Origin of the sequence: Halomonas sp. PGE1 (genome assembly GCF_013000985.1) — a bacterium.
Lineage (GTDB): Bacteria > Pseudomonadota > Gammaproteobacteria > Pseudomonadales > Halomonadaceae > Halomonas > Halomonas alkalicola.
Genome location: NZ_CP053032.1, coordinates 1188292 through 1202356, shown reverse-complemented (window position 1 = coordinate 1202356; position 14065 = coordinate 1188292). Strand labels below are relative to the sequence as shown.

The window sequence follows — 14065 nt, the reverse complement described above, 5'->3', positions numbered from 1 at the left end:
GCTGTCAGGGGTCAAGGGCGATACGGCCCCCGGCGCATCAGTAATGGAGGACGGTGCGGATGCTCTCACCCCGATGCAGCAGCTCGAAGGCCTCGTTGATCTTCTCGAAGGGCATGTCGTGGGTGATGAAGTCGTCGATGTTGAGCTCCCCCTTCATGTACTGCTCGACGTAGCCCGGCAGCTCCGAGCGCCCCTTGACGCCGCCGAAGGCGGAGCCCTTCCAGACCCGCCCGGTGACCAGCTGGAACGGGCGGGTGGAGATCTCCTCGCCGGCACCGGCCACGCCGATGATGATCGACTCGCCCCAGCCCTTGTGGCAGCACTCCAGCGCCGAGCGCATGACGTTGACGTTGCCGATACACTCGAAGGAGTAGTCGACGCCGCCGTCGGTCAGGTCGATGATCACCTGCTGGATGGGGTCGCCGTAGTCCTTGGGGTTGACGAAGTCGGTGGCGCCGAACTGCTCGGCCAGCTTGAACTTCTCCGGGTTGACGTCGATGGCGATGATCCGGCTCGCCTTGGCCATCACCGCCCCCTGGATCACGGCCAGGCCGATGGCGCCGAGGCCGAAGACGGCCACGGTGGAGCCCGGCTCCACCTTGGCGGTGTTCATCACCGCGCCGATGCCGGTGGTCACGCCGCAGCCCAGCAGGCAGATCTTGTCCAGGGGCGCCTCCTTGGAGACCACCGCGAGCGACACCTCGGGGAGCACGGTGTACTCGCTGAAGGTGGAGGTGCCCATGTAGTGGTGCAGCATCTTGCCGTCCAGCGAGAAGCGGCTGGTGCCATCGGGCATCAGGCCCTTGCCCTGGGTGGCGCGCACGGCGCCGCACAGGTTGGTCTTGCCGGAGAGGCAGAACTTGCACTTGCCGCACTCGGCGGTATAGAGCGGGATGACGTGGTCGCCGGGACGCACGCTGGTCACCCCCTCACCCACCTCCTGAACGATGCCGGCGCCCTCATGGCCCAGCACCGCCGGGAAGTTGCCCTCCGGGTCGGCACCGGACAGCGTATAGGCATCGGTATGGCAGACGCTGGTGGCGGCCATCTTCACCAGCACCTCGCCGGCCTTGGGGCCCTCGACGTCGATCTCGACCAGCTCGAGGGGCTTGCCCGCTTCCAGGGCGACGGCGGCGCGTGATTTCATGGCGATATCCTCGTTGACGATGAACAGGCAGTGGGAACAGTGTAGGCAAAGCACCGGCCTGGGATAAACTGCACCAAATGCATGACATTATTGCTGTGAGGCAATAATCAACGAGGAACCTGCCATGCAGCGCTGGGATCGTATCGAAGCCTTCGTGGAAGTGGTGCGCCTGGGCACCTTCGCCGCCGCCGCCCGGGAGCTGTCCGTCTCGCCCTCCCACGTCAGCCGGCTTGTGGCCCAGCTCGAGCAGCAGCTCGGTACCGCCCTGCTCTACCGCACTACGCGCCAGACCCACCTGACCGACGAGGGGCGGCTCTATTTCACCCACTGCCGCCAGCTGTTCGACGGCTTCCGCGAGGCCGAGGCGGCTCTCAGCGACCTCCAGGAGCGCCCTCGGGGCCTGCTCAGCCTCACCTCGGCCACCACCTTCGGCGAACGCTTCATCGCCCCCCTGGTCAACGACTTCCTGCTGGCCCACCCGCGCCTCGAGGTGCGCATGCATTTCACCAACCGCCAGGTGGACATCATCGACGAGGGCTTCGATATCGCCATCCGCATGGGGCGGCTGGAGGACTCGAGCCTGGTGGCCCGTCGGCTCTGCGAGCGGCGCGAGTACGTGGTGGGAGCACCAGCCTACTTCGCCCATGTTTCCCAGCCCCACGCCCTGGCGGAGCTCTCCCGCCACCGCTGTCTGATCGGCACCCGAGACCACTGGCGCTTTGCCGTGGAAGGCGTACGTCGCGAGGTAAGGGTATCCGGAGCATGGCGCGCCAACTCGGGTCCTGCCCTGCTGGATGCCGCCCTCAAGGGGCTGGGCCTGGCCCAGCTGCCCGACTACTACGTGGAGGAGCACCTGGCCAGCGGCGCCCTCATTTCGGTGCTCGACGCCTATCGCCATGACGATACTGCCGTCTGGGCGGTCTTTCCACGCCACCGCCAGCGCTCCCCAAAGGTACGCCAGTTCATCGATCATCTGGTGGCGCATCTGCCCAGCAGCCTGCCAGGACGAACCGGCACCGGTGCGGGCAGCGGCGTGATGGCCTCGAGCTTTCTCTGGCACCGGTGAGCGCCGCGCCAGGCGCATCAAAAAAGGCGCCCCGGGGGGCGCCTGAAGGTAGAAGTGAAGAGTATGGTCGGGGCCTCGGCGTTGCGCGACCGGACGCCCCTTGCCGACTACTTGAAGTTCTTGCGGTAGGACTTGAGGATCTCGCCGACGATACCGCTGCGGAAGCTCAGCACGCAGACCACGAAGATCACCCCGAGGATCGGCCCCACCCAGTTGCCCAGCGGCGACTGCGCCAGCAGGTGCTGCAGGCTGACCACGATGCCGGCGCCGACCACCGGGCCGAACAGCGTGCCCACCCCGCCCAGCAGGGTCATCAGGATCACCTCGCCGGACATGTGCCAGTGGGCATCGGTCAGCGAGGCGAGCTGGAAGACCACCGTCTTGGTGGAGCCGGCCAGGCCCGCGAGGCCCGCGGAGAGGACGAAGGCCACCAGCTTGTAGGCGTCGACGTTGTAGCCCAGCGAGATCGCCCGCGGCTCGTTCTCGCGGATCGCCTTGAGCACCTGGCCGTAGGGCGAGTGCACGGCGCGCTGGATGACCGCGAAGCCGAACAGGAAGACGGCGAACACGAAGTAGTACATCGCCAGGTTGTTGCGCAGGCTGATGATGCCGAACAGCTCGCCCCGCGGCACCCCGTGCAGGCCATCCTCGCCGCCGGTGAAGGGCGACTGGACGTAGACGAAGAACACCAGCTGGGCCAGCGCCAGGGTCACCATGGCGAAGTAGATGCCCTGGCGACGGATCGACAGCGCCCCGAACACCGCCCCCAGCGCCACGGCGACCAGGGTGCCGGCGATGATGCCGAGCTCAGGGGTCAACCCGGGATAGCTCGCCAGCAGGTAGCCGGTGATGTAGCCACCGGTGGCCAGGAAGGCGGCGTGGCCGAAGGAGAGCAGCCCCGCGTAGCCGAGCAGCAGGTTGAAGGCGCAGGCGAAGAGCGCGAAGCACAGCACCTTCATCAGGAACACCGGGTAGGCGACGAAGGGCGCCACCAGGCCGATGCCGATCAGCACCAGGTAGAAGACGTTGCGGCGAATATCGGCGCGGCGCTGACGCTTCATGGAGGGAGTCAGCGTCTGGGTCTGGGTCGCGGACATGGTCATGCCTCCTTGCCGAACAGGCCGGCGGGTCGCAGCAGCAGCACCAGGATCATCACCAGGAAGATCACGGTGTTGGCCGCCTCGGGGTAGTACACCTTGGTGAGGCCCTCGATCAGGCCCATGCCAAGCCCGGTGAGCACGGCGCCCAGGATCGAGCCCATGCCGCCGATCACCACCACCGCGAAGACCACGATCAAGAGGTTGGAGCCCATGGTGGGCGACACCGGATAGAGCGGTGCGGCCAGCACCCCGGCGAAGGCGGCCAGCGCCACGCCGAAGCCGTAGGTGAGGGTGATCAGCAGCGGCACGTTGACGCCGAAGGCCTGCATCAACGCCGGGTTCTCGGTGCCGGCGCGCAGGTAGGCGCCGAGGCGGGTGCGCTCGATCATGTACCAGGTGAAAAGGCACACCACGATGGCCGCTACCAGCACGAAGGCGCGGTACTTGGGCAGGAACATGAAGCCGAGCTGGAAGCCGCCCTGCAGGGCCTCGGGGGTCGGGTAGCGGGCCCCGGAGACGCCGAAGAAGTTGACCAGGGTCCCCTCGAAAATCAGCGCCAGGCCGAAGGTCAGCAGCAGGCCGTAGAGGTGGTCCAGGTGGGCGATGCGGCGCAGCAGGGTGCGCTCGAGCAGCATGCCGAACAGGCCGACGAAGAGCGGCGCGAGCAGCAGCGCCGCCCAGTAGTTGATGCCCAGGTAGCGCATGCCGAGCAGGGTGGCGAAGGCCCCTAGCATGTACATGGCGCCGTGGGCGAAGTTGACGATCTTCAGCAGGCCGAAGATCACCGCCAGGCCCAGGCTGAGCAGGGCGTAGAAGGCACCGTTGATCAGGCCGAGCAGCAGCTGGCCGAGGAACACCGCCAGCGGCACCCCGAATATCATCGTCATGTCAGGAATCTCCCGTCAGAGGGGGCGGCGGCCGAGGCCGCCGCCGGTCTTGCTCGCTTCAGTTCTGCACCAGCTTGCACTGGCTCTCGGAGAGCGGACGGAACGCTTCCTCGGCGGGGATGGTGGCGAGGATCTCGTAGAGGTCCCACTCGTGCTCGGACTCCTCCGGCGACTTCACCTGGGCCAGGAACATGTCGTGGACCATGCGGCCGTCCTCGCGGACGCGACCGTTGCGGGAGAAGAAGTCGTTGATCGGCTTCTCGCCCATGGCTGCGCGCACCGCGACCGGGTCGTCGGTGCCCAGCTCGGCCACGGTCTCTAGGTAGTGCATGGTGCTGGAGTAGATGCCGGCCTGGACCATGGTCGGCATGCGGCCCACGCGCTCGTAATAGCGCTCGGCCCACTCGCGGGACTCGTCGTCCATGTTCCAGTACCAGCCGGTGGTCAGCAGCAGGCCCTGGGTGGTTTCGAGGCCCATGGCGTAGACATCGTTGAGGAACACCAGCAGGCCGGCGAGCTGCTGGCCCGCTTCCACCACCCCGAACTGGCTGGCGGTATTGATGGCGTTGACGGTATCGGCACCGGCGTTGGCCAGGCCGATGATCTTGGCCCCGGAGCCCTGGGCCTGGAGGATGTAGGAGGAGAAGTCGTCGGTGGGGAACGGGTGGCGCACGCCGCCGACGATCTGGCCACCGGCCTCCTCGACCACCCGGGTCACGTCGCCTTCCAGGGCGTGACCGAAGGCGTAGTCGGCGGTGAGCATGAACCAGGTGTCGCCACCCTGCTCGACGATCGCCTTGGCGGTGCCGTTGGCCAGCGGGTAGGTGTCATAGACCCAGTGGATATGGTTCGGGGTGCAGTGCTCGTTGGTGATGCTGGAGGCCGCGGAGCCGGAGATGATGCCCAGGCCGTTGTTCTCCTCGATCACCCGGGTAGCGGCGATGACCACCGAGGAGGCCACCATGCCGGAGACCAGGTCGACGTTGCGGGTATCGAACCACTCGCGCACGGTGTTGGCGCCCACGTCGGCGCTGTTGCGGTCGTCGGCACTGAACACCTGGATCGGGGCGCCGTTGACGTTGCCGCCGAAGTCTTCCACGGCCATGCGCAGGGCCTCGAGGCCACCGGGGCCGGCCAGGTCGCGGTAGGTGCCGGACATGTCGGCCAGGTAGCCGATACGCACCTCTCCGTCGCTGATCTCGGCCTGGGCGGTGGTAGCCATGGCAGCGGTGGCGGCCAGGGCAACGGCGGCGGTGAGGCTCTTCTTGATGAAGGTCATGCTGATCTCCTCTGCCCCGAAGCGGGGCTCTTGTTGTTGTTGCGATGTGGTGTTGCGATGTGGTGTTGCGGCGTGTTGTTGGGATTCGGTGTTGTGAATTGCGGTGGCGCTGCGACGCTGGCCCGGCCTACACCCCCAGCAAGGTGTGCAGGTGCTCGCGCCGGCTCGGCAGCTCGGCCGCCGAGATCTCCTCGACGATGCGTCCGTGATCCATCACGAAGTGGCGGTCGGCCAAGGGGGCGGCAAAGCGGAAGTTCTGCTCCACCAGCACGATGGTCATGCCGCGCTCCTTGAGCTTGACCAGCACCTCGCCCAGCTTCTGGACGATGACCGGTGCCAGCCCCTCGGTGATCTCGTCGAGCAGCAGCAGCCGCGCCCCGGTACGCAGGATCCGCGCCATGGCCAGCATCTGCTGCTCGCCCCCGGAGAGCCGCGTGCCCTGGCTGCGCCGGCGCTCGTAGAGGTTGGGGAACATCTCGTAGATCTCGTCGATCGACATCCCGCCGGAGCGCACCGTGGGCGGCAGCAGCAGGTTCTCCTCGACGTCGAGGCTGGCGAAGATGCCACGCTCCTCGGGGCAGTAGCCGATCCCAAGCCGCGGGATGCGGTGGGCCGCCATGCCCAGCGTCTCGTTGCCGTTGATCATGATCGAGCCGGTGCGCCGGCCGACCATGTTCATGATCGCCTTGAGGGTGGTGCTGCGCCCGGCGCCGTTGCGCCCGAGCAGGGTCACCAGCTCGCCGCGCTTCACGTTGAAATCGACGCCGTGGAGGATGTGCGACTCGCCGTAGAAGGCGTGCAGGTCGCTGACCCGGAGCATCTCTGCGCCGTCGCGGTCGTGGTACTGCAGTGCCGGGTCCTGCATCGTCTGGGCTGCCTGGTTCATGCCGTGGTCTCCTCTTCCGCCGCTTCGCTGCCCATGTAGGCCTCCTTGACCCGCGGGTCGGCGGAGACGGTGGCGTAGTCGCCCTCGGCCAGCACCGCGCCGCGGGCCAGCACGGTGATGCGATCGCACAGCCGGCTCACCACGCTGAGGTTGTGCTCCACCATCAGCACGGTGCGGCCGCGGGCGACCCGGCGGATCAGCTCGACGATGCGGTCGACGTCCTCGGCGCCCATGCCCTGGGTCGGCTCGTCGAGCAGCATCATGGTGGGGTCCATGGCCAGGGTGGTGGCGACCTCCAGGGCCCGCTTGCGGCCGTAGGGCATCTCCACGGTGAGCACGTCGGCGTACTCGCGAAGCCCCACCTCCTCGAGCAGCTCGATGGCGCGGTCGTTGAGGTGGTCGAGGGTGCGTTCGGACTTCCAGAAGTGGAAGGAGGTGCCCATGGGACGCTGCAGCGCCACGCGCACGTTCTCCATGGCGGTCATGTGGCCGAACACCGCGGAGATCTGGAAGGAGCGCACGAGGCCCAGGCGGGCGATCTCGTTGGCCTTCATGCCGGTGATCGGCTTGCCGCGGTAGAGGATCTCGCCGCGGGTGGGCGGCAGGAACTTGGTGAGCAGGTTGAAGACCGTGGTCTTGCCCGCCCCGTTGGGGCCGATCAGGGCATGGATATGCCCCTCCTGGACCTGCAGGTTGACATCGTCCACGGCGGTGAAGCCGCGGAATTCCTTGGTCAACCCCCGAGTCTCCAGAATGAAGTCCTGGGTCATGTGACGTCCTCTCTGGATCGCGCGAGCGATCCGCCGTTGGTGCTGTTGTCGTTGTTGTGTGCCGTTGTCGTTGTTCTGGCCATCTCGGCATCGGACTGGCCGGGCGCTTGTGGATCAGGGCGCTCCGGCACTTTACGTTAACGTAAGCTAGAGGAGTCGAAGCGGCTCGGCAATAGCCCGATGGGCATGACTCGACCAATGGCGTAGAGCCTGGCTTTTCAGTAGTTTGCGAACAAACTCTACCGGGGCGATAGCGCCTTGATGCACATGATATTTTCCGGATGAAGCGCCATGCCCCTCCTGGCAGGCCCGGGAACGCGCGGGGAAGCCCAGTGCTGGGCCAGCATGGTGGCAGTCGCAAGTCGGCCGGCATGGGCAGCGAGAGGCCAAACCGGTAGAATGACATGCACCGCTGAATGTTCATCCCGAAACCGAGCCATCCATGACCCCCGTTCCCCCTCCCGGCCAGCCCTGGCCGATCGGCTTCACCGCCACCTGTCTGCGCGCCACCCTCTATATCCTGCTGATCGCGGGGCTTGCCCAGGGCGCCTACATCGAGGCACTGCACTACCCCGAGGTGCGCTTCTCGGAGTACGGCTTCACCGAGCTCGCCCAGAGCGCGGTGCTGCTCGCGGCCTCGCTGCTGCTGCTCTACACCCGTCAGGTGCTCAGGGTGCTGCCCACGGTGACCCTGCTGATGTTCGCCTTCACCTTCAGCTCCTTCATCCGCGAGCAGGACTACTTCCTGGATACCCGGGTGGCGTATCACACCTGGAAGGTGCTGGTCGCCCTGGTCATCCTGCCGATACTCTTCTGGGTGATCCGCGAGCGCCGGCGCTTCGTCGAGGAGTTCGCCAGCTACGCCAACAGCTTCTCCTTTGGCTTCTTCGCCGCCGGGGTGCTGGTGACCTATGTCTTCTCGCGCCTCTACGGCCGCGGCGCCTTCTGGGAGGCCATCCTTCAGGAGCACTATGTGCGCACCTTCAAGGATGCCGCCGAGGAAGTGGTGGAGCTGCTCGGCTATGCGCTGATCCTGATCGCGGTGATCGAGCTGACCCTGCTCGCCCGGCGCTGGGCCCTGGCCCGCCGTAACGGCTGAGCCGGACGTCGCGAAAAGCAAGAAGCCCCGCAGGCTGTGCCTGCGGGGCTTCTTCGTTGCGGCGGGACATTCGCCCCGAGCCTGCTCCCTGACCCTACTCGTCGAGGAAGGAGCGCAGCGGCTCCGAGCGCGACGGGTGGCGCAGCTTGCGCAGCGCCTTGGCCTCGATCTGGCGGATTCGCTCGCGTGTGACATCGAACTGCTTGCCGACCTCCTCGAGGGTGTGATCGGTGTTCATGTCGATGCCGAAGCGCATGCGCAGCACCTTGGCCTCGCGCGCGGTGAGGCCACCGAGCACGTTGCGGGTCGCCTCGATCAGCCCCTCGCCGGTGGCGGAGTCGATGGGCAGGATCATGGTGCTGTCCTCGATGAAGTCGCCCAGGTGCGAGTCGTCGTCGTCACCGATGGGGGTCTCCATGGAGATCGGCTCCTTGGCGATCTTGAGCACCTTGCGCACCTTGTCTTCCGGCATCTCGAGACGCTCGCCCAGCTCCTCGGGGGTGGGCTCGCGGCCCATCTCCTGGAGCATCTGCCGGGAGACCCGGTTGAGCTTGTTGATGGTCTCGATCATGTGCACCGGAATACGGATGGTGCGCGCCTGGTCGGCGATGGAGCGGGTGATCGCCTGACGAATCCACCAGGTGGCGTAGGTGGAGAACTTGTAGCCGCGGCGATACTCGAACTTGTCCACCGCCTTCATCAGACCGATGTTGCCCTCCTGGATCAGGTCCAGGAACTGCAGGCCACGGTTGGTGTACTTCTTGGCGATGGAGATCACCAGGCGCAGGTTGGCCTCGACCATCTCCTTCTTGGCACGGCGCGCCTTGGCCTCACCGATGGAGAGGCGACGGTTGACCTCCTTGATCTCCTGCACCGGCAGGCGAACCATCTCCTCCTCGAAGGCGATCTTGCGCTGGGCACGCTGGATGTCGGTGCGCAGCGGCTCGAGGCGGTCGGCGTACTTGGGGAACTCCTGCCCGAAGGCGTCGAGCCACTCGGGGTCGGACTCGCTGCCCGGGAAGGACTTGATGAAGGTCTTGCGGGGGATGCGCGCCTTCTTGACGCACAGCTGCATCACCGCCTTCTCCTGGGCACGCACCTGCTCGACGCTGATACGCACCTGGTTGACCAGGCGCTCGAAGTGCTTGGGCACCAGCTTGATCGGCGAGAACAGCTCGGCCAGGCGCGCCAGCTCTTCCTGGGCCTGCTTTGAGCCGCGTCCATGGGCCTCGATGGCGGCCTGAGCCGCGGCGCTCTGCTCGCGGATCTGCTCGAAACGCGCGCGCGCCTCCTCCGGGTCCGGACCGCCTTCGTTGCTGGTGGTGTCTTCCTCGTCCTCGTCGTCCGCGCCGTCGCTCTCCTCGTCCAGCTCGTCGCTGACCTCGGGCTCGGGCACCTCGGCTTCGGCCACCCCGGGGATGCCCTCGTCGGGATCGATGAAGCCGGAGAAGAGGTCCGACAGGCGACCGGGCGCCTCCTCATCCTGCGTGGCGTCGTAGGCCTCGAGGATGGAGTCGACGGCACCGGGCAGGTAGGCCAGCGCGGACATCACCTCGCGGGTCCCCTCCTCGATGCGCTTGGCGATCTCGATCTCGCCCTCGCGGGTCAGCAGCTCCACGGTCCCCATCTCACGCATGTACATGCGCACCGGGTCGGTGGTACGGCCCACGTCGCTCTCCACCGCCGCCAGGGCCGCCACGGCCTCCTCGGCGGCAGACTCGTCGGTGGAGTGATCCGACATCATCAGGGTATCTTCATCGGGGGCTTCCTCGACGACGCTGATACCCATGTCGTTGATCATGCCGATGATGTCTTCCACCTGATCGGGGTCGGCGATATCCTCGGGTAGATGGTCGTTGACCTCGGCATAGGTCAGGTAGCCCTGTTCCTTGCCGCGCGCGATCAACTCCTTCAGACGTGACTGCTGCTGCGCATTTCCAGCCATAGAAACCCTATCTCGACGAAGAAGAATGAAGCACCTGAAGCGCTCGGTGGAGAAAACTCGTGAAGCCGAACAGTATAGCGCCGTAACGCCCCTTTCTGCCAGTTCGCTCTATTTGCGCAGTCAATCAGGTGTGTTAGGTTGTCAGGTTGCCCCTTGGGTGGCGCTCTCTCCTATGTGGTGATGGTAGGAGAAAAATCAACCCTGGCGCCAACCTGAATAATGCTAGTTGACCTTCCGGTCAGCCATGCAGTTCGGTGAGCAGGACCATCAGCCGCTGCTTCTCCTCCCGCGAAAGCCGTTCCCCGCTCCTCTCCCTGGCCAGCAGGGCGTCGATCTCCTCCTGGGGAGAGCGCCGCTGCCGCGTCCTGCGAAAGTGAGCCACCAGCCCTTCCAGCTCGGCGCCACGCGCCTCCCTCGGGATCAGCAGCTCGCGGCGCGCCAGGGCGGCGAGGCGCTCGCCCTCGGCGCTGCCATGGAAGTGAGCCAGCAGCACCTGGGCGCTGCGATAGCGACCGGCCCGCAGCAGGCGAATCACCTCACGGCACAGGCGGCCGTCGGGCTCCTCCTCCGGGCACCAGTCGTCCTCCTCCGGCAGCCGCGCCACCAGCGCCGGCTCGTGAACCAGCAACTGCAGGGCGCGGGCCACCAGGCTCAGCGCCCCGCCGGAGGGCGCCACCGGGGCCGCACTCTCCCCCAGCGGCGGCGCTTCGGACATGCCGGCGGGCTCGTCCAGCGGCGCACCCGCACCGGGCACCTCCCGCCCCGGCGCAGGCTCGGCGGCGGCCGAGCGCGCCAGCAGAGCGCTGAAGTCTGCCGCCTCGACGCCGGTACGCCGCGAGAGCTCGCTGAGCATCAGCGACTTCAGCACCCCCTCCGGCAGGCGGGCCAGCGCCGCCAGCACCTGGCTGGCATAGCGCTCGCGATCCTCGATCCTCGCCAGGTCGCGCCCCGCCGCCGCCTGGTCGAAGAGGAACTCCGACAGCGGGCTGGCGCAGGTGATGCGGTCCTGGAAAGCCTCGGCCCCCTCGCGACGCACCAGGGTGTCCGGATCCTCGCCCTCGGGCAGGAACAGGAAGCGCGCCTGGCGCCCGTCGATCATCAGCGGCAGCACCGTCTCCAGTGCCCTTGAGGCGGCCTGGCGCCCGGCGCGGTCGCCGTCGAAGCAGAACACCACCTCCCTGACCAGGCGGAACAGCCGGATCAGGTGCTCCTCGCTGGTGGAGGTGCCCAGGGTGGCCACCGCATTGCGGATGCCGAACTGGGCCAGGGCCACCACGTCCATGTAGCCCTCCACGATCACCAGGCGCTCCAGGCGATGGTCGGCCTGGCGGGCTTCAAAGAGGCCGTAGAGCTCGCGCCCCTTGTGGAACACCGGGGTCTCGGGCGAGTTGAGGTACTTGGGCTTGGCATCGCCCAGCACCCGGCCGCCGAAGGCGATGGTGCGGCCCTTGATGTCGCGGATCGGAAACATCACCCGGTCGCGGAAGCGGTCGTAGGTGCGTCCGCTCTCCTCGCGATGCACCAGCAGGCCATACTCCACCTGCACCGCCTCGCCGATGCCCCGCTCGGTCAGGTGGCGCTTGAGCGCCTCCCAGTCGTCCGGGGCATAGCCGATGCCGAAGGTCTGCTGTACCTCCGGCGAGAGGCCGCGCCGCTCCAGATAGCCCCGGGCGCCCTGGCCCTCGGGCATCTTCAGCCGCTCGCGGAAGAAGCTGGCGGCCAGCTCGAGCAGGTTGACCCCCTCCTTGCGCTTGCGCTCCCGCGCCTGGGCCCGCGGGTCATCGGCGCCCTCGCGAGGCACCTCCAGACCCAGCCGGCCGGCGAGCTGCTCCACCGCCTCCGGGAAGCGCAGCTTGTCGTACTCCATCAGGAAGCGCAGGGCGTTGCCGTGGGCGCCACAGCCGAAGCAGTGATAGAACTGCTTGTCGGCGCTGACGGTGAACGACGGCGTCTTCTCCTGATGGAAGGGGCAGAGCCCGGAGTAGTTGCGGCCGGCCTTCTTCAGCTTGACCCGCTCGCCCACCACCTCGACCACGTCGACGCGGGCCAGCAGGTCATCGAGGAAGCGCTGGGGAATCTGTCCTGCCATGGAATCGGATCACCTCGACGAGCCGCGATGCGATCGCTTCAGGGCGTCGGCACCCGCTGGGTACCGCCACCCAGGAAAAAACAAGCGGCCACCGGATGGCGGCCGCTTGGCGTCCTCCTGAGACGGCCGGGTCCGGAGCCCCGACTATCTCCAGCACGGATCAATAGAGCCGTTCGAAACGCTTGCGCTCACGCTGGACCTTCTTGGCGTGACGCTTGACGGCAGCCGCCGCCTTGCGCTTGCGCTCTGCGGTGGGCTTCTCGTAGGACTCGCGACGACGTACCTCGGAGAGAACACCGGCTTTTTCGCAGGAACGCTTGAAGCGACGCAGTGCGACGTCAAACGGCTCGTTATCACGTACTTTGACAGAAGGCATTAAGCACTCACCTACCTTAGGTAACTAGAGTTCGGTTAGTACGCACACCCCTGCGGGTGGCAGCTTTCGCGACGAGAAAGCACCCGGAACGCCGGGAGGCGAGCCGGAAGGCGAAAACGGTCGCGGGAAATCGCCACCTGGGTGCACGACCCAGTCTTGCAGCGCACAGTAGTCTAGTCGTGCCCCCCACCCTTTGCAAATGCTTTCCACCCCCAAACCGCGTAGAATGCCGGGCTGTTCCGCACAACCGAGCCGACACCATGCGCGTACTGGGCATCGAGACCTCCTGCGACGAGACCGGCGTCGCCCTCTTCGACACCGAGCACGGCCTCGTCGCCGATGCGCTCTACAGCCAGGTGGCCATGCACGCCGAATACGGCGGCGTGGTGCCGGAGCTGGCCTCCCGCGACCACACCCGGCGCCTGCTGCCGCTGATCCAGCAGGTGCTCGACGAGGCGAGGCTCTCCCGCGACGAGCTGGACGCCATCGCCTACACCGCGGGGCCCGGCCTGGTGGGCGCCCTGATGGTGGGCGCCGCCACCGCCCATGGCATGGCCCGGGCGCTGGGCATCCCGGTGCTCGGGGTTCATCACATGGAGGGCCACCTGCTGGCGCCCATGCTGGAGGATGAGCGCCCCGAGTTCCCCTTCGTGGCGCTGCTGGTCTCAGGCGGCCACACCCAACTGGTCGAGGTGAGGGGCCTTGGCGACTACACCCTGCTGGGCGAGTCCGTGGACGACGCCGCCGGCGAGGCCTTCGACAAGGCGGCCAAGATGCTCGGCCTGGACTACCCCGGCGGTCCCCAGGTGGCGCGACTGGCCGAGCAAGGAGACCCCAAGCGCTTCCGCTTCCCGCGGCCGATGACCGACCGCCCGGGGCTCGACTTCAGCTTCTCGGGCCTCAAGACCCACACCCTGACCGCCATCCGCCAGCTGGAGGAGGCGGGCGAACTGGACGATCAGGCCCGCGCCGACGTGGCCCGCGCCTTCGAGGAGGCGGTGGTGGACACCCTGGTGATCAAGTGCCGCCGCGCCCTGGATCAGACCGGCCTCAAGCGCCTGGTGATGGCCGGCGGGGTCAGCGCCAATGCGCGGCTGCGCGAGCGGCTGGAGCACGAGTGCGCCAAGCGTAGCGCCCGGGCCTACTACCCCCGCGGGCGCTTCTGCACCGACAACGGCGCGATGATCGCCTATGTGGGGGCACAGCGGCTGCTGGCCGGCGAGCGCGACGAGCAGGGCGTGATGAAGGCGGTGCCGCGCTGGCCGATGGATACGCTGAAAGCGCCTTAAAGCCTACGCCTGAACGCCGGGTAACGAGACTCGCGATCCCGGGGGCGAAACCCTGCCACTTCGCTTGCCGCTTGCACGTCGGGGCACAACATAATCCTTCACGGGTGCCCCTCAATCGACATCCCTGTCGAT

At 67.0% G+C, this 14065-nt stretch carries 12 protein-coding genes; 3 read left to right on the top strand and 9 right to left on the bottom strand.

Annotated features, from left to right (window positions below; translation table 11 throughout):
• Positions 1-37 precede the first annotated feature (37 nt).
• The gene (locus HIR79_RS05755; protein ID WP_169957589.1) at positions 38-1147 is read right to left on the bottom strand and encodes an S-(hydroxymethyl)glutathione dehydrogenase/class III alcohol dehydrogenase; all 1110 of its coding nucleotides are present in this window, start codon (positions 1145-1147) and stop codon (positions 38-40) included.
• 124 nt (positions 1148-1271) lie between these two features.
• On the opposite strand from HIR79_RS05755, the gene HIR79_RS05750 reads away from it, so the two are divergent.
• Positions 1272-2213, top strand: coding sequence for a LysR family transcriptional regulator (locus HIR79_RS05750; protein WP_110068545.1), 942 nt, complete (start codon positions 1272-1274; stop codon positions 2211-2213).
• 107 nt (positions 2214-2320) lie between these two features.
• Here HIR79_RS05750 and HIR79_RS05745 read toward each other — a convergent pair whose 3' ends face one another.
• From HIR79_RS05745 to HIR79_RS05725, 5 genes are all read right to left on the bottom strand, one after another.
• Positions 2321-3310 carry a branched-chain amino acid ABC transporter permease gene (locus HIR79_RS05745; RefSeq protein ID WP_249322260.1) on the bottom strand — a complete coding sequence of 330 codons (990 nt, stop codon included), beginning with the start codon at positions 3308-3310 and terminating at the stop codon, positions 2321-2323.
• Between the two features lie 2 nt (positions 3311-3312).
• On the bottom strand, positions 3313-4200 hold the full coding sequence (locus tag HIR79_RS05740; protein WP_169957587.1) for a branched-chain amino acid ABC transporter permease: 888 nt from the start codon (positions 4198-4200) through the stop codon (positions 3313-3315).
• A 58-nt stretch (positions 4201-4258) separates the two neighbouring features.
• A complete protein-coding gene (locus HIR79_RS05735; protein WP_169957586.1) occupies positions 4259-5479 on the bottom strand; it encodes an ABC transporter substrate-binding protein in 1221 nt (406 codons plus the stop codon).
• Positions 5480-5606: 127 nt separating this feature from the next.
• Positions 5607-6344 (bottom strand): ABC transporter ATP-binding protein, encoded by a 738-nt coding sequence (locus HIR79_RS05730; RefSeq protein ID WP_169959484.1) that lies wholly within the window; start codon positions 6342-6344, stop codon positions 5607-5609.
• A 17-nt stretch (positions 6345-6361) separates the two neighbouring features.
• Positions 6362-7135, bottom strand: a complete 774-nt coding sequence (locus HIR79_RS05725) for an ABC transporter ATP-binding protein (protein WP_169957585.1) — start codon at positions 7133-7135, stop codon at positions 6362-6364.
• Positions 7136-7577: 442 nt separating this feature from the next.
• Between HIR79_RS05725 and HIR79_RS05720 the strand changes: the two genes are divergently transcribed.
• A complete protein-coding gene (locus HIR79_RS05720; RefSeq protein ID WP_169957584.1) occupies positions 7578-8234 on the top strand; it encodes a hypothetical protein in 657 nt (218 codons plus the stop codon).
• 94 nt (positions 8235-8328) lie between these two features.
• On the opposite strand, the gene rpoD is transcribed toward HIR79_RS05720, so the two are convergent.
• The 3 genes from rpoD to rpsU all read right to left on the bottom strand — a co-directional run bounded on the left by rpoD (position 8329) and on the right by rpsU (position 12644).
• On the bottom strand, positions 8329-10179 hold the full coding sequence (rpoD, locus tag HIR79_RS05715) for an RNA polymerase sigma factor RpoD (RefSeq protein WP_169957583.1): 1851 nt from the start codon (positions 10177-10179) through the stop codon (positions 8329-8331).
• A gap of 238 nt (positions 10180-10417) precedes the next feature.
• Positions 10418-12268, bottom strand: coding sequence for a DNA primase (gene dnaG / locus HIR79_RS05710; protein WP_169957582.1), 1851 nt, complete (start codon positions 12266-12268; stop codon positions 10418-10420).
• 160 nt (positions 12269-12428) lie between these two features.
• On the bottom strand, positions 12429-12644 hold the full coding sequence (rpsU, locus tag HIR79_RS05705; RefSeq protein WP_110068537.1) for a 30S ribosomal protein S21: 216 nt from the start codon (positions 12642-12644) through the stop codon (positions 12429-12431).
• Between the two features lie 260 nt (positions 12645-12904).
• Here rpsU and tsaD point away from each other — a divergent pair, with 260 nt between their 5' ends.
• Entirely contained in the window at positions 12905-13933 is a 1029-nt protein-coding gene (gene tsaD, locus HIR79_RS05700; RefSeq protein WP_169957581.1) for a tRNA (adenosine(37)-N6)-threonylcarbamoyltransferase complex transferase subunit TsaD, read from the top strand.
• The last annotated feature ends 132 nt before the right edge of the window (positions 13934-14065 follow it).

Excerpts from the sequence above, each read along its gene's own strand:
- HIR79_RS05755 (WP_169957589.1), bottom strand. The coding sequence starts at position 1,147 with ATGAAATCACGCGCCGCCGTCGCCCTGGAAGCGGGCAAGCCCCTCGAG.
- HIR79_RS05750 (WP_110068545.1), top strand. The coding sequence starts at position 1,272 with ATGCAGCGCTGGGATCGTATCGAAGCCTTCGTGGAAGTGGTGCGCCTG.
- HIR79_RS05745 (WP_249322260.1), bottom strand. The coding sequence starts at position 3,310 with ATGTCCGCGACCCAGACCCAGACGCTGACTCCCTCCATGAAGCGTCAG.
- HIR79_RS05740 (WP_169957587.1), bottom strand. The coding sequence starts at position 4,200 with ATGACGATGATATTCGGGGTGCCGCTGGCGGTGTTCCTCGGCCAGCTG.
- HIR79_RS05735 (WP_169957586.1), bottom strand. The coding sequence starts at position 5,479 with ATGACCTTCATCAAGAAGAGCCTCACCGCCGCCGTTGCCCTGGCCGCC.
- HIR79_RS05730 (WP_169959484.1), bottom strand. The coding sequence starts at position 6,344 with ATGCAGGACCCGGCACTGCAGTACCACGACCGCGACGGCGCAGAGATG.
- HIR79_RS05725 (WP_169957585.1), bottom strand. The coding sequence starts at position 7,135 with ATGACCCAGGACTTCATTCTGGAGACTCGGGGGTTGACCAAGGAATTC.
- HIR79_RS05720 (WP_169957584.1), top strand. The coding sequence starts at position 7,578 with ATGACCCCCGTTCCCCCTCCCGGCCAGCCCTGGCCGATCGGCTTCACC.
- rpoD (WP_169957583.1), bottom strand. The coding sequence starts at position 10,179 with ATGGCTGGAAATGCGCAGCAGCAGTCACGTCTGAAGGAGTTGATCGCG.
- dnaG (WP_169957582.1), bottom strand. The coding sequence starts at position 12,268 with ATGGCAGGACAGATTCCCCAGCGCTTCCTCGATGACCTGCTGGCCCGC.
- rpsU (WP_110068537.1), bottom strand. The coding sequence starts at position 12,644 with ATGCCTTCTGTCAAAGTACGTGATAACGAGCCGTTTGACGTCGCACTG.
- tsaD (WP_169957581.1), top strand. The coding sequence starts at position 12,905 with ATGCGCGTACTGGGCATCGAGACCTCCTGCGACGAGACCGGCGTCGCC.